Source organism: Streptomyces sp. NPDC050121, from assembly GCF_044460385.1.
Taxonomy (GTDB): domain Bacteria; phylum Actinomycetota; class Actinomycetes; order Streptomycetales; family Streptomycetaceae; genus Streptomyces; species Streptomyces soliscabiei.
In genome coordinates this window covers 14110-33094 of record NZ_JBITJV010000023.1, presented here as the reverse complement: position 1 = coordinate 33094, position 18985 = coordinate 14110, and the positions used below count along the sequence as shown (strand labels likewise).

Sequence of the window (18985 nt, the reverse complement as noted above, 5' to 3'; positions counted from 1 at the left end):
CGTGCGCCCCCTCACATCGGGGAGCGCGGGTGGCTCAGGTGGCGTCCGCGTCGAACGGCGGACGGTCGTCCTTGCCCGGCTCCTCGGGCTTCTTGGTCATGTCGATGCGACCGCCGTCCGAGGACGAGGACGAAGAAGAGGAAGAAGAGCCCGGGGGCAAAGAGCCCGAGGAGGAAGAGGCGGAGGTGTCGGTGTCGCGGCTGTGGACCGCGTCCGTGACCTCGGCCATCTCCTTCTTCAGGTCGAAGCCGTTGCGGATCTCCTGCAGCCCCAGCTCGTCGTTGTCCAACTGCTTGCGGATGAAGGTCTTGGGGTTGAGGTCCTCGAACTCGAAGTCCTTGAACTCCGGGCCGAGTTCGCTGCGGATGTCCGCCTTGGCGCTCTCCGAGAACTCTCGGATCTTCCGGACGGTGCGCATCACGTCCTGGATGACCTTCGGGAGCTTGTCCGGACCGAAGACGAGCACGGCCAGGACGACGATCGTCACCAGCTCGAGCGGTCCTATGTCATTGAACACCTGAAGCTCCTTGCGATGTCCGCGGTCCTCGGCCCTCGGCCCTCAGTGGTCAAGTTCGGGTCTTCCGTGGTCCGGGCCGGGTCCACGGTACCTGTCACACCTGTCCGACCGGTACCGTCCCGGGGCGTCCGAGTATGTGTATGCCACCGGTTTTCCGCGTTGTTTGCCTTGTGGGGCCGGGTTTCGGTGCCCGACCTGTGACGTTTCCGTCAACGAGGGCTGCCGGAGCTCAGCCCGCGCCGGACGAACCGAGGACCAGGGTGAGGGTGCGTTGCGCGCCGCCGCGCTCGACGGTCAGTTCCAGCCGGTCGCCCGGGCGGTGGGCGCGGGTCTTGACGATCAGCTCCTCACCGGAGTGGACGCGCTGGCCGTCGACCTCCGTGATGACGTCCCCGGCGCGGATGCCGGCCCGGTCGCCGGGGCCGCCCGCGGTGACCGGGGCCCCTCCGTCGACACCGGCCGTGCCGACCCGGGCGCCGTCACCCGCGTAGTCCAGGTCGAGGGTGATGCCGATGACCGGGTGGGTCGCCTTGCCGGTGTTGATGAGCTCCTCGGCGACGCGCTTGCCCTGGTTGATCGGGATGGCGAAGCCGAGGCCGATCGAACCGGCCTGGGCGGTGCCGGAGTCGGTGCCGTCGGCGGCGGAGCGGATGGCGGAGTTGATGCCGATGACATGGCCCTGCCTGTCGAGGAGGGGCCCGCCGGAGTTGCCGGGGTTGATCGGCGCGTCGGTCTGCAGGGCGTCGACGTACGACACGTCGCTGCCGTCGCCGCTGCCGCTGCCGCCGCCGGCGGTGATGGGCCGTTCCTTCGCGCTGATGATGCCCGATGTGACGGTGCCCTCGAGGTCGAAGGGGGCGCCGATGGCGACGACCGGGTCGCCGACCTGAACGTTGTCGGAGTTGCCGAGGTAGAGGGGCTTCAGCCCCTTCACCCCGGTCACCCGCACCACGGCGAGGTCGTAGCCGCTGTCCCGGCCGACGACCTCGGCCTTGGCGGTCGTGCCGCCGTTGAAGACGACGGATATCTCGCCGTTGCTTCCGGCGGGCTCGACGACGTGGTTGTTGGTGAGGATGTAGCCGAGCGAGTCGAGCACGAAGCCGGTCCCGGTGCCGGACTCCTCACCGCCGCTGACGTGCAGCGTGACGACGCTGGGCAGGGCGCGCGCGGCGATCCCGGCCACGCTGTCCGCGGGCCGCCCGGTGGGCTCGGCGGAGGCCTGCGGCAGCTGGACCCCGTTGAGGCCGCCGTTGCGCTCCAGATACGCCCCTACGGCTCCTCCGAGCCCCCCGGACACCAGCGCGACGGCCAACGCGCCCCCGACCAGCCTCCACCGCATCTGCCTACGCCGCTCGGCCGCGCTGAGCACGTGCACGCCGGCGTGCTGAAGGGACCCACCGGCCGGTCCGCCGACGGGTCCGCCGGGCGGAGACCCTTGAGCAGCATCGGCCGCGGGCAGCGGCGCTCCGGCGAAGGGGGTGGGCGACCAGGGGTCGTAGCGGCCCCAGGGGGTGGGGTCGGTCAGGGGCGTGGAGGCCGAGAGGGGGCCGAGGCCGGGACCTGCTTCGGCTGCGGGCCCGAGGGGAGGTGCGGCGTCGGCATGGGTGGGCGGCGGTATGGTCGCCGCCGGGTGCTGGACGGGCGGCGCGGGTGCCCAGGGCCCCGGCTCACCGTACGGCGGAGTGCTGTAGGGATCGGGATCATGCAGCGGCTTGGGCCGCCCCTCCCCGACCGACCCCAAGGACGGCCCAGCCGACCTCCCCTCGGCGGAAAAGCCCACATCAGCCCCACCACCAGGCCCGACAACCCCCACCCCAACAGCCCCACCGCCCCCCACAGAACACCCCGGGTCGCCCGGGTCCACCGGTTCGACCGGGACGGACAGGTACCCCGGGTCCGCCGGGAGCCCCGGGTCGGCCGGGTTCCCCAGGTCGGCCGGGTTCCCCGGCTCAGCCGGGTCCGCCGGGACGGCAGGGTCCGCCGGATGCCGTAGGCCTGCGGAGGCTGTCGGGACAGTCAGGTGCGCCGAGGCCACCGGGACAGCCGGGGCCACCGAGACCGCCGGGGCCGCCGGCTGCCCCGAGTCCGCCGAGACCTCAGGGACAGCCAGGTCCACCGGGGCCACCGGGGCCACCGGGGCAGCCAGGGCAGCCGGATCCGCCGGTGCCGCCTGGTTCGCCGGATCCGTCGGGTTCGCTTGGGGGACTGGCTTGGTCGTCGGGCGGCTCAGTTCGTAGTCGCCGTCGCCACTCGGAACGTGAATGCCAGCGTCGCCGACGTCACTCGGAACCTGAGTGAGCGCGTCGCCGACGCCACTCGGGACGTGAGTGTCCGCGTCGCCGGTGTCGGGGGCCGGGTCGGGGCCCAGGTCGGCGTCGTTGATGGCGGGCCCCGTTGGTGTGTCTGCCGTGCTGTGGCGGCCGTGCGGGGCCGGTTCGGCCAGTTCGAAGTCGTCCTCGGGTGTCCGGGATGACTGCGGTCGAGGCCGGCTCCACCACTTCGCCCTCGTGGGCTTCCCCTCGTCCATGCTCTCCCCACACTCGCCCCCGCCACGGCACCCGGCCCGGCGAACTCCGCCTCCGCGCCCGGCTGCCTGGCAGGGCGCGGTCCACCCCGGATTCAACCAGGTTCGCGGCGGAGCGGCGCGGGGCCCGGGTCAGCGGGTGCGCTGTGAGTAGGGGGAGGGCGAAGGGGACGGAGCGGAGGTTATGTCGGGGGCGGGCGCGGTGAGCAGTCCGAGTCCGGTGATCTCGGGCGGGGTGGTCCAGGAGGTCAGGGCCACCGGCGGGATCGTGCCGAGCGGACGTATCAGCGGGGACATCGCGGCCGCGCCGGCCACCATGGGGCTGGTGAGCCGGTGCAGTGCCTGCTCGCCCCGGTCGCCGCCCGGCGTGGGCACGCCCGGCAGCAGCGGTGCGGAGACCGCGGTCGGGGCCATCGGGGTGTCGCCGAGCTGGCCGCCCTGGGAGAGCAGGGGGCCCACGGTACGGCGCCGCTGGCTGTCCGATGTCGCCGAGGAGGAGCCGGTGCCCGGGGTGCGGGCCGGTGTCACATTGCTCCCGTTGCCCGAGCCGACGCGGCCGTCCGCGGTCGTGTCGACCGGGGCGATGGTGGTCATGCCGCCCAGCGCGATCGCGGCCAGCGACACCGCGCCGGCGGCGACGAACGCGAACCGCATGCTCCGTGACCGCTCGCTGTCGTGGCGGTCGCCGCCACGGCCGACGGGGTGGATACGGAAGCCCCGGTCCGAGGCCGGAGACGGTGACAGGACGGAGCCGTGATCGCGGGCCGGCACATAGCCGAACTCGAACGGCTCGCCCCGTCTCGGTCCTCTTACTCCGAAGACTCCGTCGGCGAAGCCTCCCGCGCCCCCGCCGAGCGGCGAGCCGCCGCCGTCCGGATCACCTCCCCCGGGAAGCCCCTGGAGACGGGCCAGGAAGCTCTCGGAGGGGGCGGGCGGGGCGACTTCCGCGAAGACGTTCTTCAGCCGGCGCTGCGCGTCGACCTCCGACTTGCACTTCGGACAGGTCGCCACGTGCGCCAGTACCCGCTCGCGGGTGTCGTGACCGAGCTCGCCGTCCACCAGGGCCGAGAGCCGGTCTCCGAGGTGCTGCTCCGCGAGGAGCCTCTCGGCTGCGTTGTTCCGGGATTCACTCACGCGGTCGCGCCCCCTCCTCCCAGAGCGGGAACGCGGGCCGCGAAGGGGCGGGGCTCGGCGCGCGCGTCGGGCGCGCGGTGCGCGAGCGCCTTGCGCAGCTGCGACCGGCCGCGGTGGATGCGCGAGCGGACCGTCCCCAGCTTGACGCCGAGGGTCGCGGCGATCTCCTCGTAGGAGAGGCCTTCGATGTCGCACAGGACGACCGCGGCGCGGAACTCGGGTGCGAGGGTGTCGAGGGCCTGCTGGACGTCCGCGTCGAAGTGGGCGTCGTTGAAGACCTGCTGCGGGGTGGGCTCCTTGCTGGGCAGCCGCTCAGCCGCGTCGTCACCCAGCGCGTCGAAGCGGATGCGCTGCTTGCGGCGGACCATGTCCAGGAAGAGGTTGGTGGTGATGCGGTGCAGCCAGCCCTCGAAGGTGCCCGGCGTGTATGTCGACAGGGAGCGGAAGACGCGGACGAAGACCTCCTGGGTGAGGTCCTCGGCGTCGTGCTGGTTGCCGGTCAGACGGTAGGCGAGCCGGTAGACCCGGCCGCTGTGCATGCTGACGATCTCCTCCCACGTGGGCGGAGTCCACGCCTGCCCGTCCGCGTCGGTGGAGAAGGTCGCGGTCTGGGCGCGGCCGGCGGTGCCGGCGGCGTGGCTGGAGTCAGCAGCGGTGTCGTTCACGGATTTCGGCCTGCCCGCCGACCTGAGAAGGCGCCGCAGCGCTCCTCTCTGATGCGCAGGCGCGGCCGCACCTCCCCTGTCGGCTCTGGTGGTGTCCAGTGGAGCCCCTACCATAGCCACCTCGCCCGTTAGCTCCGGATAAGCGGTTTTACGAGAAATTGATCTGTGCTGGGACGGCTCATACGTCTGCGCCAGCACTTGCTCGACGCCCGGTCCCTCGTCGTGATCCAACCGTGTCCCCCCGTCAGCGTTCCCACCCCTTCAAACGCCCGGTCCCATCTGCGGGTTCCCGGCGGCAACGGATACAGTCACGCCCAGGCAACCACGGGGACAGGAGAGGGTCATTACCGGCAACCGGCAGGCAAGCTGGGCGTTCGCCGACGCCTATGCCGCCGAGGACGAAGCGCTGCTCTGGGCCCGTGACCGGGCCCGTGAGGCAGGGCTGCGCTCGGTGTCGCCCAGCACGGGCGCCGCGCTGCGGATGCTCGCCGCCACCGTGGACGCGAAAGCGGTCGCCGAGATCGGTACCGGGACCGGCGTCTCCGGGATCCACCTGCTGTACGGGATGCGGCCGGACGGCGTCCTGACGACCGTCGACCCCGAGCCGGAACACCAGCAGTTCGCCCGGCAGGCCTTCCGTGCCTGTGGCTTCGCCAGCAACCGGGCCCGGTTCATCCCGGGCCGGGCGCTCGACGTCCTGCCCCGTCTGGCGGACGCCGGCTACGACCTCGTCTTCTGCGACGGTGACCGGCTGGAGTTGCTGGAGTACCTCGCTGAATCGTTGCGCCTGCTGCGCCCGGGCGGGCTCGTCGTCTTCGAGGGCGTCTTCGCCAACGGCCGCACGGTCGACTCCGGGCCGCAGCCGACGGAGGTCATAAGAATCCGGGAGCTGCTGCGGGCGGTGCGGGAGAGCCAGGAACTGGTGCCCTCCCTGCTGCCGGTGGGCGACGGGCTGCTGTGCGCGGTCAAGCGCTGACCGCGGTCGGGCTTTGAGTGGGGTCGGGCTTTGAGTGCGGCCTTGGGCCTTTCGGGCCGGGCGGCGCCGGTAAACCCCGGAAAGACCTGACAAACCAATCGCTCCGGCACCCTTACGGCTGCCGGAGCGATTGAAAAAGTAGGGTCGCTTGCGCGTCAGCCGACGACCTTCTTGAGGGCGTCGCCGAGCGCGTCGGCCTCGTCAGGGGTCAGCTCGACGACGAGTCGACCGCCGCCTTCGAGCGGAACGCGCATGACGATGCCCCGCCCCTCCTTGGTCACCTCGAGCGGGCCATCACCCGTTCGCGGCTTCATGGCCGCCATGCTCGTTCCCCTTCCTGAAACCAGCTCATCGCCAAAGCCGACGGCCCGTGGAGGGCAGCCGCGGTCCAGCGTGGGACACACGACACCGGCATCGAACACATTGCTTCCAGGCCATTATCCCGCATCTCAGGACCCGATGACCAACATCAGTCGGCATCGCTTGGGCAACGCACGCGAGCAAAACCACTCAATTCGGCGATGTGACTGCGATACTGCGCGCCCGCACGGACTTCCACGCACCGGAAACCCTCCCGAATTCTTTGACGCAGGTCACACGCGGGGTCCGGTCCCCGGTCGACGATCTCCGCCATGCTGTCCTCGTACACCGGGCGTACTGACCAGTAGTACGTCGGAGCCGCGACACGGAGGGATACGCCATGGCCGACACCGTGCTCTACGAGGTGAGCGACGGGCTCGCGACGATCACGCTGAACCGCCCCGAGGCGATGAACGCGCTGAACATCGCCACCAAGGTCGCTCTCCGGGACGCGGTCGGGTCTGCCGTGACCGACGACGCCGTGCGGGCCGTGCTGCTGACCGCCGCCGGTGAGCGGGCGTTCTGCGTGGGGCAGGACCTCAAGGAGCACATCGGGCTGCTGGCCGAGGGCTCCGGGAAGGTCATGAGCACCGTCAAGGAGCACTACAACCCGATCGTGCGGGCGCTCACCGAGGCGCCGAAGCCGGTGGTCGCCGCGGTGAACGGGGTGGCGGCGGGGGCGGGCTTCGGGTTCGCGCTCGCCGCGGACTTCCGTGTCGTGGCCGACACGGCGTCCTTCAACACGTCGTTCGCGGGGGTGGCGCTCACCGCGGACTCGGGCGTCTCGTGGACCCTGCCCCGGGTGATCGGGCCGGGGCGGGCCGCCGATCTGCTGCTCTTCCCGCGCAGCATCACGGCGCAGGAGGCGTACGAGCTGGGCATCGCCAACCGGGTCGTCCCCGCGGACGCGCTGCGCGAAGAGGCCGAGAACGTGGCGCGCGCACTGGCCGAGGGGCCGACGGTCGCCTACGCGGCGATCAAGGAGGCCGTCGCGTACGGGTTCTCGCACTCGCTCTCCGAGACGTTGGAGAAGGAGGACGAGCTGCAGACCCGGGCGGGGGCGTCCGAGGATCACGCGATCGCCGTGCAGGCCTTCGTCGCGAAGGAGAAGCCGAAGTACTCGGGTCGCTGACTCACGGGGCGCTGCGGGCCACGCACGTCTCCAAGTGGTCGTTGACCAGCCCGCACGCCTGCATCAGTGCGTACGCCGTCGTCGGGCCCACGAATCGCAGGCCCCGTTTCTTCAGGGCCTTCGACAGGGCCGTCGACTCGTCCGTCACCGCCGGGACGTCCGCCAGGGTTCTCGGGGCCGGGCGGGCGGTGGCGTCGGGGGCGTGGGACCAGATCAGGTCGTCCAGGTCGCCGGGGGCCCACTCGGCCAGGACGCGGGCGTTGGCGAGGGTGGCGTCGATCTTGGCGCGGTTGCGGATGATGCCGGGGTCGGCGAGCAGGCGCTCGCGGTCCTCGTCGGTGAAGACGGCGACCGAGGCGATCTTGAAGTCGGCGAAGGCGGTGCGGAAGCCGGGGCGGCGGCGCAGGATCGTGATCCAGGACAGGCCGGACTGGAAGGCCTCCAGGCTGAGGCGTTCGAACAGCGCGTCGTCGCCGTGGACCGGGCGGCCCCACTCGTCGTCGTGGTAGGTCGCGTAGTCCGGTGTGGAAAGGGCCCAGGGGCAGCGCAGCGCGCCGTCCGCCCCCGCGAGGGCCGTGCCGTCGCTCACTGGTGATCCTCCGGGGCGGTCTTCTCCATGGAGACGTGCGGCGGCCCGGCCGGGGTCCGGGCGCCGGCCAGGGCGGACTCCAGGTCGGCGATGCGGGCGTCACGCTCGGCGAGTTCGGCGGCGAGGCGGCTGAGGGCGTCGTCCACGTCGGCCATGCGGTAGCCGCGGACGGCCAGCGGGAAGCGAAGGTGATCGATGTCGGACCGGTCGACCGGGCGGTCCGGGGGCAGCGGGTCGTGCAGCCGCTCGGGGGCGACCTCCGGCAGCGGGCCGGTGCCCTCGCCGCCGCCCACCACGGCGAGGGTCACCGCGGCGACCACGACGGCGAGCGCGATGACCAGGAACAAGAACATAACCATCGGTGGGTCCCCACACTCGGTGTGCTCGGAGTGGATGTGTCTGGGTCCGATCGTGCCATGCGGGTCCGACAGCTAGGGTCGCAGACGGTGGTTGTGCAGGCCGGACTAGGAGAGGTCACAGGGGATGCTCAGGCTGGGCAGGCGTGAATTCGGCGCGCACGAGCCGGTGATCATGGCGATAGTGAACCGCACCCCGGACTCCTTCTACGACCAGGGCGCGACCTTCCGTGACGAGCCGGCCCTCGCGCGCGTGGAGCAGGCGGTCTCGGAGGGCGCCGCCATCATCGACATCGGCGGCGTGAAGGCCGGGCCCGGTGCCGAAGTGACGGCTCAGGAGGAGGCCAGGCGGACCGTCGGCTTCGTGGCCGAGGTGCGACGGCGCTTCCCGGACGTGATCATCAGCGTGGACACCTGGCGGGCCGAGGTCGGGGAGGCGGTCTGCGCGGCGGGCGCGGATCTCCTGAACGACGCGTGGGGCGGCGTGGATCAGCGGCTGGCGGAGGTGGCGGCGCGGTACGGGGTCGGGCTGGTGTGCACGCACGCGGGGGGCGCCGAGCCGCGGACGCGGCCGCACCGGGTGACGTACGACGACGTCATGGCCGACATTCTGCGGGTGACGGTGGGGCTGGCGGAGCGGGCGGCGGGGCTGGGGGTGCCGAGGGAGTCGATCATGATCGATCCCGGGCACGACTTCGGGAAGAACACCCGGCACAGTCTGGAGGCGACCCGGCGGCTCGGGGAGATGGTGGAGACGGGGTGGCCGGTGCTGGTGTCCCTGTCGAACAAGGACTTCGTCGGGGAGACGCTGGACCGGCCGGTGAAGGAGCGGGTGGTGGGGACCCTGGCGACCACGGCCGTGTCGGCGTGGCTGGGGGCACAGGTGTACCGGGTGCACGAGGTGGCGGAGACGCGGCAGGTGCTGGACATGGTGGCGTCGATCGCCGGACACCGGGCTCCGGCGGTGGCGCGGCGGGGACTGGCGTAGCCCCGCAGCGCTCACCGGGGAGGGTCGTCAGGGCCTGTCCGGCGGATCAGGTCGCAGGAGAGCAGCGGCGCCTGATCGACGCAGGTGAGCGGGGAATGGTGCGTCCACCTGCAAGGCGGAGGAGGGCGTCGACGCGGAGCGTCGGCAACCGACGACAACGCCGCAGGTGGGCGTGCCATTCCCCGCGTCTGCGGCATGATCCGCCGGACAGGCCCTAGCGGCCGGCCTCCTTGGACACCAGGGCCACCGCCTCCTCCACGTCGTCCGTGACGTGGAAGAGCAGGAGGTCCTTGTGCGCCGCCTTGCCCTGGGCGACCAGGGTGTTCTGGAGCCAGTCGATCAGGCCGCCCCAGTACTCGGTGCCGAAGAGGACGATCGGGAAGCGGGTCACCTTCTGGGTCTGGACGAGGGTGAGGGCCTCGAAGAGTTCGTCGAGGGTGCCGAGGCCGCCGGGCAGGACCACGAAGCCCTGCGCGTACTTCACGAACATCATCTTCCGCACGAAGAAGTAACGGAAGTTCAGGCCGATGTCGACGTACGGGTTGAGGCCCTGTTCGAAGGGGAGCTCGATGCCGAGGCCGACGGAGACGCCGCCCGCCTCGCTCGCGCCCTTGTTGGCCGCCTCCATCGCGCCGGGGCCGCCGCCCGTGATCACGGCCCACCCGGCGTCGACGAGGGCGCCGCCCAGCCGTACGCCCGCGTCGTACTCCGCGGAGTCCACGGGGGTGCGGGCGGAGCCGAACACGCTGATGGCCGGGGGGAGTTCGGCGAGGGTGCCGAAGCCCTCGATGAACTCCGACTGGATGCGCAGGACCCGCCAGGGGTCGGTGTGCACCCAGTCCGAGGGAGCCCGTTCGTCCAGCAGCCGCTGGTCCGTGGTGCTCGCCTGTACCTGATCCCGCCTGCGGAGGACCGGTCCCAGGCGCTGCTCGTCCGGCGGCTGCTTCTTGCCCTCGGGGTTGCCTGTAGCCATGGTGAGCTCCCTCCGCGATTGGGGTCTCCCCGGCTCGAGCGAAGCCGAGAGCTGGGGAAGGGTTGTTCCATCTCAGCGTAGATCTACGCGGGTTACGGGCGGGGGACGTCGGCGTGTCCGCCGTGAAGCGTCCACGGGCCGGTCCGGCGGATCAGGCCGTCAGCCAGGTCCGCAGGCGTTCCTCGCCCGCCAGGATCTTCGCCGTTTCCACGCGTTCGTCCCGCTTGTGCGCCAAGTGCGGGTTGCCGGGGCCGTAGTTGACGGCGGGCACGCCCAGCGAGGAGAAGCGGCTGACGTCCGTCCAGCCGTACTTGGGCATCGGCACGCCGCCGACCGCCTTGATGAAGGCGGCCGCGGCCGGGTGGGACAGGCCCGGCAGGGCGGCGGGGCTGTGGTCGGCGACCACGAACTCCTCCACTCCGCAGTCGGCGAAGACCTCGCGGACGTGCGCGACGGCCTCCGCCTCGCTGCGGTCCGGCGCATAGCGGAAGTTGACGGTGACGACGCAACTGTCGGGGATGACGTTGCCGGCCACTCCGCCGGTGATGCCGACCGCGTTGAGGCCCTCCCGGTACTCCAGGCCGTCGATGACCGGGTAGCGCGGCTCGTAGGAGGCCAGGCGGGCCAGGATCGGGGCCGCGGCATGGATGGCGTTGGAGCCCATCCAGGAGCGCGCCGAGTGGGACCGCTCGCCCTTCGTCTTCAGCAGGACCCGCAGAGTGCCCTGGCAGCCGCCCTCCACCTGGCCGTCGGAGGGCTCCAGCAGCACCGCGAAGTCGCCCGCCAGCCACTGCGGGCGGTGCTCGGCCACGTGCCCCAGGCCGTTGAGGTCGGCGGCGACCTCCTCGTTGTCGTAGAAGACGAAGGTCAGGTCGCGGTTGGGGGCCGGTACCGTCGCCGCGATGCGCAGCTGGACCGCGACGCCCGCCTTCATGTCGCAGGTGCCGCAGCCCCACAGGACCCCGTCCTCGTCCAGGCGCGAGGGGACGTTGTCGGCGATCGGGACGGTGTCGATGTGCCCGGCGAGGACCACGCGCTCGGCGCGGCCCAGGTTCGTGCGGGCGACCACGTTGTTGCCGTAGCGGTCCACCGTCAGGTGGGGCAGCGCGCGCAGGGCGGTCTCGATGGCGTCCGCGAGGGGCTTCTCGGTGCCGCTCTCGGAGGGGAAGTCCACGAGCTGCGCGGTGAGGAGCGCGGCGTCCAGCGTGAGGTCAAGCGGGGTGTCGGCCATGCCGTCGACCCTAACGCGCCAGTCGGCCGTCCCGCTGTCGCCCGCTGCTGCCCGCTGCTGCCCGCTGTGCGCACCTGCCTCCTACTCCTCAGTACTCTCCAGTACCTTGTACGCGTGCCAGAGCCGTCCCCCTCCCCCAAGCGCCGCGGCCGCCTCCTCCGTTTCGGGGCGGCCTGCGTGGTCCTGTCCGCCGTCGCGGGTTACGTCGTGGTGCAGTACGTCACCGGCGGTACCGGTGATCCGGGCTGCAGAGTCGTTTCTGGCGACGCGAACGGGACGAGTTACGAGTTCACGCCCGAGCAGGCGGTGAACGCGGCCACGATCGCCGCCGTCGGCACCGACCGGGCCATGCCCGAGCGGGCCGTGGCGATCGCGCTCGCGACCGCCATCCAGGAGTCGGGGCTGCGCAACCTCGCGCACGGCGACCGTGATTCGCTCGGCCTGTTCCAGCAGCGGCCCTCGCAGGGCTGGGGCACCGAGCAGCAGGTCACGGACCCGGCGTACGCGGCGAACATCTTCTACGAGCACCTCGCCAAGGTGCGCGGCTACACCGAGCTCCCGCTGACCGTGGCCGCGCAGCGCGTGCAGCGCAGCGGCTACCCGGAGGCGTACGCCAAGCACGAGCCGGACGCCACGGTGCTGGCCGCCGCGCTGACCGGGACGTCGGCGGCCACGCTGACCTGCGACGGCCGCGCGGGCGCCACGACCAGCACGGGCCCGGCCGCGGTGCGGGCGGCGCTGGCCCGGGACTTCCGGCGGGCCGCGCGCCAGGAGGCGAGCGCGGCGCAATCCGACTCCGCCGCCGAGGGCGCCTCGACGGCCGGCGCCAAGACCCCGGTCATGGAGACCAGCGGGCGGACCGTGACGCTGCCCGTGTCCGAGGACACCACCGGCGGTGGGCGCAGTGCCGGCGAGTGCGGATGGCAGCTGGCTCATTGGGCGGTGGCCAACGCCTCGGCCCTGCGCATCGAGCGCGTCTCGTACGCGGGCCGGGAGTGGGTCTCCGGGAACACCGACAGCAAGTGGCGGGCGATCGGTGCGACCAGCGCGGAGGCCGCCGGGACGTCCGGCGGGGCCTCGGGGGCGGGCGGCGACACCGGCAGCGTGCGGATCGTCACCGCTCAGTAGTACGGGTCCTCACCCGTCCGGGTCGTGTGCGGATCCTTCGGACGGGCGGGTGCTCAGGTTTTCGCGCCGTCACCCTCGCGTGCCGCGAAACCGTTGAGGACAAAGGGCTTCAAGGGTTTGGCGGACTTTCACATCGGGCGGCTTTTGCCCGTTTTTATGCGCAGCCGATAATGCGACGCATTGCCAACTCTTTACGTCGGCCGTGCGCAACCTTCGCGGGCTTCGAGCGGTAGTCACTGCGTCCGGGCCCGGACAGACAGACAGCCAGACAGACAGCCAGTCAGTGCGTCAGTCACAGACAGTTCTTGTTCTCTCCCGTCGAAGGAGCATCATGTCCCTCCCCCTGACCCGCCGGATCGCCCGTGCCGCGCTGCTCGTCGCTGCAGGAGCGGCCGCCGGGGTCGGTGCGGCCGGCTCCGCCAGTGCGGCCCCCAGCCTTCCCGCCGCTCCGAACCTCGGCGGACTGACCGCCCTGGACACGGCGAACGTCGGCAACACGGTCGACGGCGCGACGCAGCACGTCACCGGGCTCGCGGGTGAGACCGGCGGCAAGGCCGTCAAGCAGGCGGCGCCGGCCGCGGGCAAGACCGGCGGCAAGGCCCTGAAGAAGGCGGCGCCGGTGGCGCAGAAGACGGCAGGCGAGGCGGCGGGCTCCGCCGGGGACCTCCTCGGGGACACCACGTCGACCGCCACGAAGGGCGGGCTGCCGACGGACTCGCTCACCAAGGGTGGGCTGCCGGGTGCGGAGACCCTGCCGGTGAAGAGCCTGCCGCTGGGCTAAGTCGCCCGCACAGCAGCGAGAAGGGACCCGGGGCTGCCCCGGGTCCCTTCTCGCTGCCCGTCGGCCGTGGCCGGCGGGGACTGTTCGCGCCCGCGCGGCGGAACCGCATGTTGATACAGTCCCGCGCCCCTCAGGCCAGTCGTTCCACCGCTGCTCGAACGCGCTCGTCCGTCGCCGTCAACGCCACGCGCACGAACTGCTCGCCCGCCGTGCCGTAGAAGTCGCCGGGGGCGACCAGGATGCCCCGGTCCGCCAGGTGGGCGACCGTGGTCCAGCAGGACTCGTCCTTGGTGGCCCAGAGGTAGAGGCTGGCCTCACTGTGTTCGAGGCGGAAGCCGTGCCCGATCAGCGCCGCCCGCAGCCACTCGCGGCGGGCCGCGTAGCGCTCGCGCTGTTCGCGGACGTGGACATCGTCGCCGAGGGCCGCCACGACCGCCGCCTGGGTGGGCGCCGACGTCATCATGCCGCCGTGCTTGCGGATCTCCAGCAGCGGGCCGAGGACGGCCGGGTCGCCGGCCAGGAAGGCCGCCCGGTAGCCGGCCAGGTTGGACCGCTTGGAGAGGGAGTGCACGGAGACGATGCCCTCGTACGAGCCGCCGTTGACGTCCGGGTGCAGGACCGAGACCGGGTCGGCCTCCCAGCCCAGCTCCAGGTAGCACTCGTCGGAGAAGAGCAGGACGCCGTGCTCGCGGGCCCACGCGACGATCCGCGTCAGCTCCTCCTTGCCCAGCACCCGGCCCGTCGGGTTCGACGGCGAGTTGAGCCAGAGCAGCTTCAGGCCCTCGGGGTCCAGGGTCGTCGGGTCGTCGTAGACCTCGTGATCGGCGCGGGCCAGGCGGGCGCCGACCTCGTACGTCGGGTAGGCCAGGCGCGGGTGGGCCACGCGGTCGCCGGGGCCGAGACCCAGCTGGGTCGGCAGCCAGGCCACGAGCTCCTTGGAGCCGACGATCGGCAGGACATGGCGGTGGGTGACCTCGCGGGCGCCCAGCCGGCGCTCCAGCCAGCCGGTGATCGCGTCGCGCAGCGCCGGGGTGCCCCACACCGTGGGATAGCCCGGGGAGTCCGCCGCGTCGATCAGCGCCTTCTGGATCAGGTCGGGCACCGGGTCGACCGGGGTGCCGACGGAGAGGTCGACGATGCCGTCCGGGTGCGCTGCGGCCGTCTTCTTGTACGGCTCCAGCTTGTCCCAGGGGAAGGTGGGCAGGCGGTCGGAGACTACGGAGGACACGGTTACTGGCTCACTTTCGTACGTACGGCAAACGCCTCGGTCCCGTACGGCGATCGGGCGTGATCAGGCCGTACGGGACCGAGGCGGCGCGTTGTGCGGGCCGCTGGTGCGGATTACTCGGCCTGCGGCGGCAGCGCGGCGACGAAGGGGTGGTCGCGCTCGATCAGACCCAGCTTGCTGGCGCCGCCGGGCGAGCCGAGATCGTCGAAGAACTCGACGTTCGCCTTGTAGTAGTCCTTCCACTCCTCCGGAGTGTCGTCCTCGTAGAAGATCGCCTCGACCGGGCAGACCGGTTCACAGGCGCCGCAGTCGACGCATTCGTCCGGGTGGATGTACAAGGACCGCTGGCCCTCGTAGATACAGTCGACCGGGCACTCTTCGATGCACGCCTTGTCCTTCACGTCGACACAAGGCTGCGCGATGACGTAGGTCACGCTGTCGTTCCTCCTCGATAGGGCGCTGGCGGGCCTCCTCAGGCTCCGCCGCCTGGCGCGCGGGAGCGCGGCGTCGTCGATGCCCACCCCTAGTATCTCCGTTCTTGGCCATGATCCGAACAGGAGGGGTGAACTGACCAGTGGGAATATCGTCCGCCGGACGCCTTGAGGTCCGCATCACCACTGCTGACGTGGGAAAACGTGTCTCTGTGCGATGTCTGACCAGCGCTGGGGTAACCGAGGGGAAATTCACCGACACGGTGGGTGTTCTCACATCATGGGACGCCGGTGTGCTCACGATCACACGGAAGAGCGGGGAGAGCGCCCTGATTGACGAGTCCTCGCTGGTCGCCGGGAAGGTGGTGCCGGCCGCGCCCGCCCGGCGCCGGGGGCCGGCCGCCTCGTACGAGGAGCTCGCCCGGGTCGCGGCGCGGGCATGGCGTCCCGTGGAGAGCGAGCGGCTCGGGGGGTGGGAGCTGCGGGCCGCCGCCGGGTTCACGCGGCGCGCCAACTCAGTGCTGCCGCTCGGCGACCCCGGCGTGCCGCTCGACGCGGCCCTGGACGCCGTACGACGCTGGTACGGCGAGCGCGGGCTGCCCGCCTATGTGCAGACGGCGACGGGGGCCGAGGGCGCCCAGGAGCTGCTGTGCGCGGAGCTGGAGCGGCGGGGGTGGGTGCGTGAGGTGACGGCGGAGCTGTGGGTGGGCGCGCTGGCGCCGGTCGCTGACCGGGCGGACGCTGAGGATGTGGCGCTGGCCCGGGAGGCCGACGAGGCCTGGCTGGCGCGCTATCAGCGCAAGGGAGTGAGCGAGGTGGCCCTGAAGGTGCTGGGGGCCGGGCCGTCGGTGTGGTTCGCCTCCGTGCCCGGCGCGTCCGGCGCTGCTCCGGCCGCGATCGGGCGGCTGGTCGTGGACGGGCGGTGGGCCGGGTTCGCCGCCGTCGAGGTCGATCCGGCGCAGCGGCGCAAGGGGCTCGCCACGACCGTGATGGGCGCGCTGGCCCGGCGGGCGCTGGAGGAGGGGGCGTCGGCGGCCTGGCTGCAGGTGGAGACGGAGAACGCGGCGGCGCGGGCGATGTACGCCGGGCTGGGCTTCGGCGCGCATCACGCGTACCACCACTATCGGGAACCCTCGCTGGAGTCGCCGCCGGGGTCGTCGCTGGAGTCGTCGTGAGCGGGTTCGACGCCGGGTTCGACTTCGGTGAGGTGCGGCGGCGGTTCGCCGAGGAGGCGCGGGCCGAGCGGCCCGATCTGGCCCTGCTGTGCCTGCTGATCGGCGCGGCGGCCGACCCGGAGCTGGACGAGGCCGGTCTGGACGCCGCCCAGATCGAGCTGGACCGGCTGGCGGGGCAGCTGCCGTACCGGCCCGGCGGTCCGCGGGCGTGGGCGGTGGCGCTGCGGGAGCTGCTCGGCGAGGGGTACGGGTTCGGCGGCTCCGCCGCGGACTACGACCGGCTGGAGTCGTCGCTGCTGCACCAGGTGCTGGTACGGCGGCGGGGGCTGCCGATCCTGCTGTCGGTGGTGTGGGTGGAGGTGGCGCGGCGGGCCGGGGCGCCGGTGTACGGGGTCGCGCTGCCGGGGCACTTCGTGGTGGGGTTCGGGCCGCCCACGGACGTCGAACGGCAGGTGCTCGTCGATCCCTTCGACGGAGGGCGGGTGCTGTCGGGCGGCGACGCGGAGCTGCTGGTCGCCGGGGCGACGGGGGCGCCTCTGGAGCCGTCCATGTTGACGCCGGCCGAGCCGTTGGAGGTGGTGACGCGGATTCTGAACAACATCCGGTCATGGGCCGCGGCGCGCCCGGAGCGGTCGGATGTCGCCCTGTGGGCCGTGGAGTTGGCGTTGGCGGTGCCCTCGCATCCGGCCAGATTGCGGTACGAGAAGGGGCAGTTGCTGGTGCGGCGGGGGGATTTCCTGGGCGGAGCCGCGGAGTTGGAGGAGTACGCGGGGCTGGTGGAGGTCGTGGACGAGGAGGCCGCGGAGCGGGTGCGGAAGGAGGCGTTCGCTGCGCGGGCGATGCTGAACTGACCGCCCGCCTCAGCGCCATTGGGGTTCTGTGCGTTTTGCGAGTACCGGTGCGTCGTGGCTGGTCGCGCAGTTCCCCGCGCCCCTAGGTGTGCTGCCCCTGGCGTTGCTTACAAGGCCCCCTGCGACTCGGGCTTCACAGCCAGCCCTTCTCCCTTGCGGTTCTTACCGCCTCTGCTCTGTTGCGTACCGCGAGTTTCTGGATGGCCGTGGAGAGGTAGTTGCGGACCGTGCCCTGGGAGAGGTGCAGGGCCGCCGCCAGTTCCGCGTTGGTCGAGCCGTCGGCCGCCGCGCGCAGGACCTCGCGTTCGCGGTCGGTCAGCGGGTTGGCGCCCCCGGCCAGGGCCGCTGCCGCGAGCGTGGGGTCGATGACCCGCTCGCCCGCCAGGACCTTGCGGACCGCCTCCGCGAGCTGCGCGGCGGGGGCGTCCTTGACGAGGAAGGCGTCGGCGCCGGCCTCCATGGCGCTGCGCAGGTAGCCGGGGCGGCCGAAGGTCGTGAGGACGACCAGCTTCAACCCCGGGAGTTCCTTGTGGAGTTGGGCCGCCGCCTCGATGCCGGTGCAGCCCGGCATCTCGATGTCGAGGAGCGCCACGTCGACGTCGTGGGCATGGGCGGCCGCGAGGACCTCGTCGCCGCGGGCCACCTGGGCGACCACCTCGATGTCGTCCTCCAGGCCGAGCAGGGCCGCCAGGGCCTCGCGGACCATCGACTGGTCCTCGGCCAGGAGGACCTTGATCGTGCCACCACTCATGTGCGGGATCCTACGGGGGCCAACGGTCCTGCCGGGACCCGGGCGGTCAGTCGGAAGCCGTGCTTGACCCGGCCCGCCTCCAGGGTGCCGCCCGCCTTCTCCAGGCGTTCCGTCAGACCGGTGAGGCCGTTGCCGGGGCCCTTGCCGGAGCCGCCGGGGCCGTCGTCCTCGACGGAGAGTTCGACGACGGGGCCGTCGAGGGTCTGGCGGCGTACGAGGTCCACCGTGCAGCGGGCGGCGCCGCTGTGGCGTACGACGTTGGTGATCGCCTCGCGCAGGGCCCAGGCGAGCGCGGACTCGGTGTCCTCGGGGACGCCGTCGAGGTCCGGTTCGGCCGGGATCTCCGCGGTGATGCCGGCGGCCGTCAGCGCGACCTGTGCGCCGGCGAGTTCGGCGGCCAGGCGGGGGCGCCGGTAGCCGGTGACGGCCTCGCGGACGTCGACCAGGGCCTGGCGGCTGACCTGTTCGATGTCGGCGACCTGCTGGGCCGCCTTGCCGGGGTGGTCGGGGAGCATCCGGCCGGCCAGCTCGCTCTTGAGGGTGATGAGGGAGAGGGAGTGGCCGAGGAGGTCGTGCAGGTCTCTGGCCAGGCGCAGCCGTTCCTCGTTCGCGGCGAGTTGGGCGACCGTGGCGCGGGCCTTGCGCAACTCCACGGTCGTGCGGACGAGTTGGCTGACGCCCGTCATCGCGAAGCCGATGAGCAGGACCAGCAGGAGCAGGTTCAGCGCCTCGTCCTCGTCGGTGCGCAGACCGACGAGGAGCAGCACCGCGCCGGTGGCCGGGATCGTCCAGAACGCCACCCGCAGCGGGAGCACTATGCCGCAGGCCACGGAGACGTAGCAGTACAGGCCGAGCCAGGGGGAGCCGAGGGCGAGGCAGAGGACGGTGGCGAGCACCGCCATGGAGCCGATCAGGGCGGCGATGAGCTTCGGCGGATACGGGGTCGCCCCCATGTCCCGGAAGAGCAGCGAGAGGTAGAGGGCGACGAACACCGCGAGGCCCAGCCAGCCGGCGACGGCTCCGCCGGTGGAGTGGGAGCCGGAGACGAGGTCGTGGACCGGCGAGCTGAGGAACACCAGCCAGACGCCGATCCAAAGGATCTTGCGACGCCACAGCTCGCGCCGGTTGCGGGCCGTCTGCCCCAGAGCGATCGGAAGCCCCGGCCGGGTCTCGCGGGACTGGTCGTCGGTCATGG

20 protein-coding genes are annotated in these 18985 nt (G+C 72.0%); 7 read left to right on the top strand and 13 right to left on the bottom strand.

Features of this window, described 5'->3' with window-relative positions:
- Window positions 1–34 precede the first annotated feature (34 nt).
- From ACIBTS_RS30225 to sigE, 4 genes are all read right to left on the bottom strand, one after another.
- Complete coding sequence (locus tag ACIBTS_RS30225) at window positions 35–517, bottom strand: sec-independent translocase (protein WP_399323521.1); 483 nt, start codon at window positions 515–517, stop codon at window positions 35–37.
- A 229-nt stretch (window positions 518–746) separates the two neighbouring features.
- Entirely contained in the window at window positions 747–2402 is a 1656-nt protein-coding gene (locus tag ACIBTS_RS30220) for a trypsin-like peptidase domain-containing protein (protein ID WP_399323669.1), read from the bottom strand.
- 771 nt (window positions 2403–3173) lie between these two features.
- The gene (locus ACIBTS_RS30215; protein ID WP_399323520.1) at window positions 3174–4175 is read right to left on the bottom strand and encodes an anti-sigma factor family protein; all 1002 of its coding nucleotides are present in this window, start codon (window positions 4173–4175) and stop codon (window positions 3174–3176) included.
- A complete protein-coding gene (gene sigE / locus ACIBTS_RS30210) occupies window positions 4172–4954 on the bottom strand; it encodes an RNA polymerase sigma factor SigE (protein ID WP_399323518.1) in 783 nt (260 codons plus the stop codon). Before sigE ends, ACIBTS_RS30215 begins: the two co-directional genes overlap by 4 nt.
- 163 nt (window positions 4955–5117) lie before the next feature.
- Here sigE and ACIBTS_RS30205 point away from each other — a divergent pair, with 163 nt between their 5' ends.
- On the top strand, window positions 5118–5816 hold the full coding sequence (locus tag ACIBTS_RS30205; protein ID WP_079659873.1) for an O-methyltransferase: 699 nt from the start codon (window positions 5118–5120) through the stop codon (window positions 5814–5816).
- 155 nt (window positions 5817–5971) lie between these two features.
- On the opposite strand, the gene ACIBTS_RS30200 is transcribed toward ACIBTS_RS30205, so the two are convergent.
- A complete protein-coding gene (locus ACIBTS_RS30200; RefSeq protein ID WP_003966491.1) occupies window positions 5972–6139 on the bottom strand; it encodes a DUF3117 domain-containing protein in 168 nt (55 codons plus the stop codon).
- A 377-nt stretch (window positions 6140–6516) separates the two neighbouring features.
- Between ACIBTS_RS30200 and ACIBTS_RS30195 the strand changes: the two genes are divergently transcribed.
- Complete coding sequence (locus ACIBTS_RS30195) at window positions 6517–7308, top strand: enoyl-CoA hydratase/isomerase family protein (protein WP_399323516.1); 792 nt, start codon at window positions 6517–6519, stop codon at window positions 7306–7308.
- Between the two features lies 1 nt (window position 7309).
- Here ACIBTS_RS30195 and ACIBTS_RS30190 read toward each other — a convergent pair whose 3' ends face one another.
- Together ACIBTS_RS30190 and ACIBTS_RS30185 are read right to left on the bottom strand one after the other, a co-directional pair.
- Window positions 7310–7897: a DNA-3-methyladenine glycosylase I gene (locus ACIBTS_RS30190; protein ID WP_399323515.1), complete on the bottom strand. Its 588-nt coding sequence runs from the start codon at window positions 7895–7897 to the stop codon at window positions 7310–7312.
- Window positions 7894–8250, bottom strand: coding sequence for a DivIVA domain-containing protein (locus ACIBTS_RS30185; protein ID WP_399323666.1), 357 nt, complete (start codon window positions 8248–8250; stop codon window positions 7894–7896). Before ACIBTS_RS30185 ends, ACIBTS_RS30190 begins: the two co-directional genes overlap by 4 nt.
- 130 nt (window positions 8251–8380) lie before the next feature.
- Here ACIBTS_RS30185 and folP point away from each other — a divergent pair, with 130 nt between their 5' ends.
- Window positions 8381–9241, top strand: coding sequence for a dihydropteroate synthase (folP, locus tag ACIBTS_RS30180; RefSeq protein ID WP_399323514.1), 861 nt, complete (start codon window positions 8381–8383; stop codon window positions 9239–9241).
- A gap of 214 nt (window positions 9242–9455) precedes the next feature.
- On the opposite strand, the gene ACIBTS_RS30175 is transcribed toward folP, so the two are convergent.
- Both ACIBTS_RS30175 and dapE read right to left on the bottom strand, forming a co-directional pair.
- Window positions 9456–10214, bottom strand: a complete 759-nt coding sequence (locus ACIBTS_RS30175; protein WP_399323512.1) for a TIGR00730 family Rossman fold protein — start codon at window positions 10212–10214, stop codon at window positions 9456–9458.
- Window positions 10215–10365: 151 nt separating this feature from the next.
- The gene (gene dapE, locus ACIBTS_RS30170) at window positions 10366–11445 is read right to left on the bottom strand and encodes a succinyl-diaminopimelate desuccinylase (RefSeq protein WP_399323510.1); all 1080 of its coding nucleotides are present in this window, start codon (window positions 11443–11445) and stop codon (window positions 10366–10368) included.
- A 114-nt stretch (window positions 11446–11559) separates the two neighbouring features.
- Here dapE and ACIBTS_RS30165 point away from each other — a divergent pair, with 114 nt between their 5' ends.
- Window positions 11560–12573, top strand: coding sequence for a heavy metal transporter (locus tag ACIBTS_RS30165; RefSeq protein WP_399323508.1), 1014 nt, complete (start codon window positions 11560–11562; stop codon window positions 12571–12573).
- A 331-nt stretch (window positions 12574–12904) separates the two neighbouring features.
- Window positions 12905–13354 (top strand): ATP-binding protein, encoded by a 450-nt coding sequence (locus tag ACIBTS_RS30160; RefSeq protein WP_399323506.1) that lies wholly within the window; start codon window positions 12905–12907, stop codon window positions 13352–13354.
- 130 nt (window positions 13355–13484) lie between these two features.
- Here the strand turns inward: ACIBTS_RS30160 and ACIBTS_RS30155 are convergent, their stop codons facing one another.
- Window positions 13485–14582 carry a bifunctional succinyldiaminopimelate transaminase/glutamate-prephenate aminotransferase gene (locus ACIBTS_RS30155; RefSeq protein ID WP_399323504.1) on the bottom strand — a complete coding sequence of 366 codons (1098 nt, stop codon included), beginning with the start codon at window positions 14580–14582 and terminating at the stop codon, window positions 13485–13487.
- Between the two features lie 113 nt (window positions 14583–14695).
- Window positions 14696–15016, bottom strand: a complete 321-nt coding sequence (gene fdxA, locus ACIBTS_RS30150; protein WP_079659886.1) for a ferredoxin — start codon at window positions 15014–15016, stop codon at window positions 14696–14698.
- Window positions 15017–15156: 140 nt separating this feature from the next.
- Between fdxA and ACIBTS_RS30145 the strand changes: the two genes are divergently transcribed.
- Both ACIBTS_RS30145 and ACIBTS_RS30140 read left to right on the top strand, forming a co-directional pair.
- Window positions 15157–16188 carry a GNAT family N-acetyltransferase gene (locus tag ACIBTS_RS30145; protein ID WP_399323502.1) on the top strand — a complete coding sequence of 344 codons (1032 nt, stop codon included), beginning with the start codon at window positions 15157–15159 and terminating at the stop codon, window positions 16186–16188.
- Entirely contained in the window at window positions 16185–17039 is an 855-nt protein-coding gene (locus tag ACIBTS_RS30140; RefSeq protein WP_399323501.1) for a tetratricopeptide repeat protein, read from the top strand. The genes ACIBTS_RS30145 and ACIBTS_RS30140 overlap by 4 nt, the downstream gene beginning before the upstream one ends.
- Window positions 17040–17172: 133 nt before the next feature.
- Here ACIBTS_RS30140 and ACIBTS_RS30135 read toward each other — a convergent pair whose 3' ends face one another.
- Window positions 17173–17790 carry a response regulator transcription factor gene (locus tag ACIBTS_RS30135; RefSeq protein WP_319674286.1) on the bottom strand — a complete coding sequence of 206 codons (618 nt, stop codon included), beginning with the start codon at window positions 17788–17790 and terminating at the stop codon, window positions 17173–17175.
- The gene (locus ACIBTS_RS30130; RefSeq protein ID WP_399323664.1) at window positions 17787–18983 is read right to left on the bottom strand and encodes a sensor histidine kinase; all 1197 of its coding nucleotides are present in this window, start codon (window positions 18981–18983) and stop codon (window positions 17787–17789) included. Before ACIBTS_RS30130 ends, ACIBTS_RS30135 begins: the two co-directional genes overlap by 4 nt.
- Window positions 18984–18985: the final 2 nt, after the last annotated feature.

What these genes read in the sequence shown, in the direction of transcription:
- ACIBTS_RS30175 (WP_399323512.1), bottom strand. Translation starts at nt 10,214, where the DNA reads ATGGCTACAGGCAACCCCGAGGGCAAGAAGCAGCCGCCGGACGAGCAG.
- ACIBTS_RS30135 (WP_319674286.1), bottom strand. Translation starts at nt 17,790, where the DNA reads ATGAGTGGTGGCACGATCAAGGTCCTCCTGGCCGAGGACCAGTCGATG.
- ACIBTS_RS30160 (WP_399323506.1), top strand. Translation starts at nt 12,905, where the DNA reads ATGTCCCTCCCCCTGACCCGCCGGATCGCCCGTGCCGCGCTGCTCGTC.
- sigE (WP_399323518.1), bottom strand. Translation starts at nt 4,954, where the DNA reads ATGGTAGGGGCTCCACTGGACACCACCAGAGCCGACAGGGGAGGTGCG.
- folP (WP_399323514.1), top strand. Translation starts at nt 8,381, where the DNA reads ATGCTCAGGCTGGGCAGGCGTGAATTCGGCGCGCACGAGCCGGTGATC.
- dapE (WP_399323510.1), bottom strand. Translation starts at nt 11,445, where the DNA reads ATGGCCGACACCCCGCTTGACCTCACGCTGGACGCCGCGCTCCTCACC.
- ACIBTS_RS30185 (WP_399323666.1), bottom strand. Translation starts at nt 8,250, where the DNA reads ATGTTCTTGTTCCTGGTCATCGCGCTCGCCGTCGTGGTCGCCGCGGTG.
- ACIBTS_RS30195 (WP_399323516.1), top strand. Translation starts at nt 6,517, where the DNA reads ATGGCCGACACCGTGCTCTACGAGGTGAGCGACGGGCTCGCGACGATC.
- ACIBTS_RS30130 (WP_399323664.1), bottom strand. Translation starts at nt 18,983, where the DNA reads ATGACCGACGACCAGTCCCGCGAGACCCGGCCGGGGCTTCCGATCGCT.
- ACIBTS_RS30200 (WP_003966491.1), bottom strand. Translation starts at nt 6,139, where the DNA reads ATGGCGGCCATGAAGCCGCGAACGGGTGATGGCCCGCTCGAGGTGACC.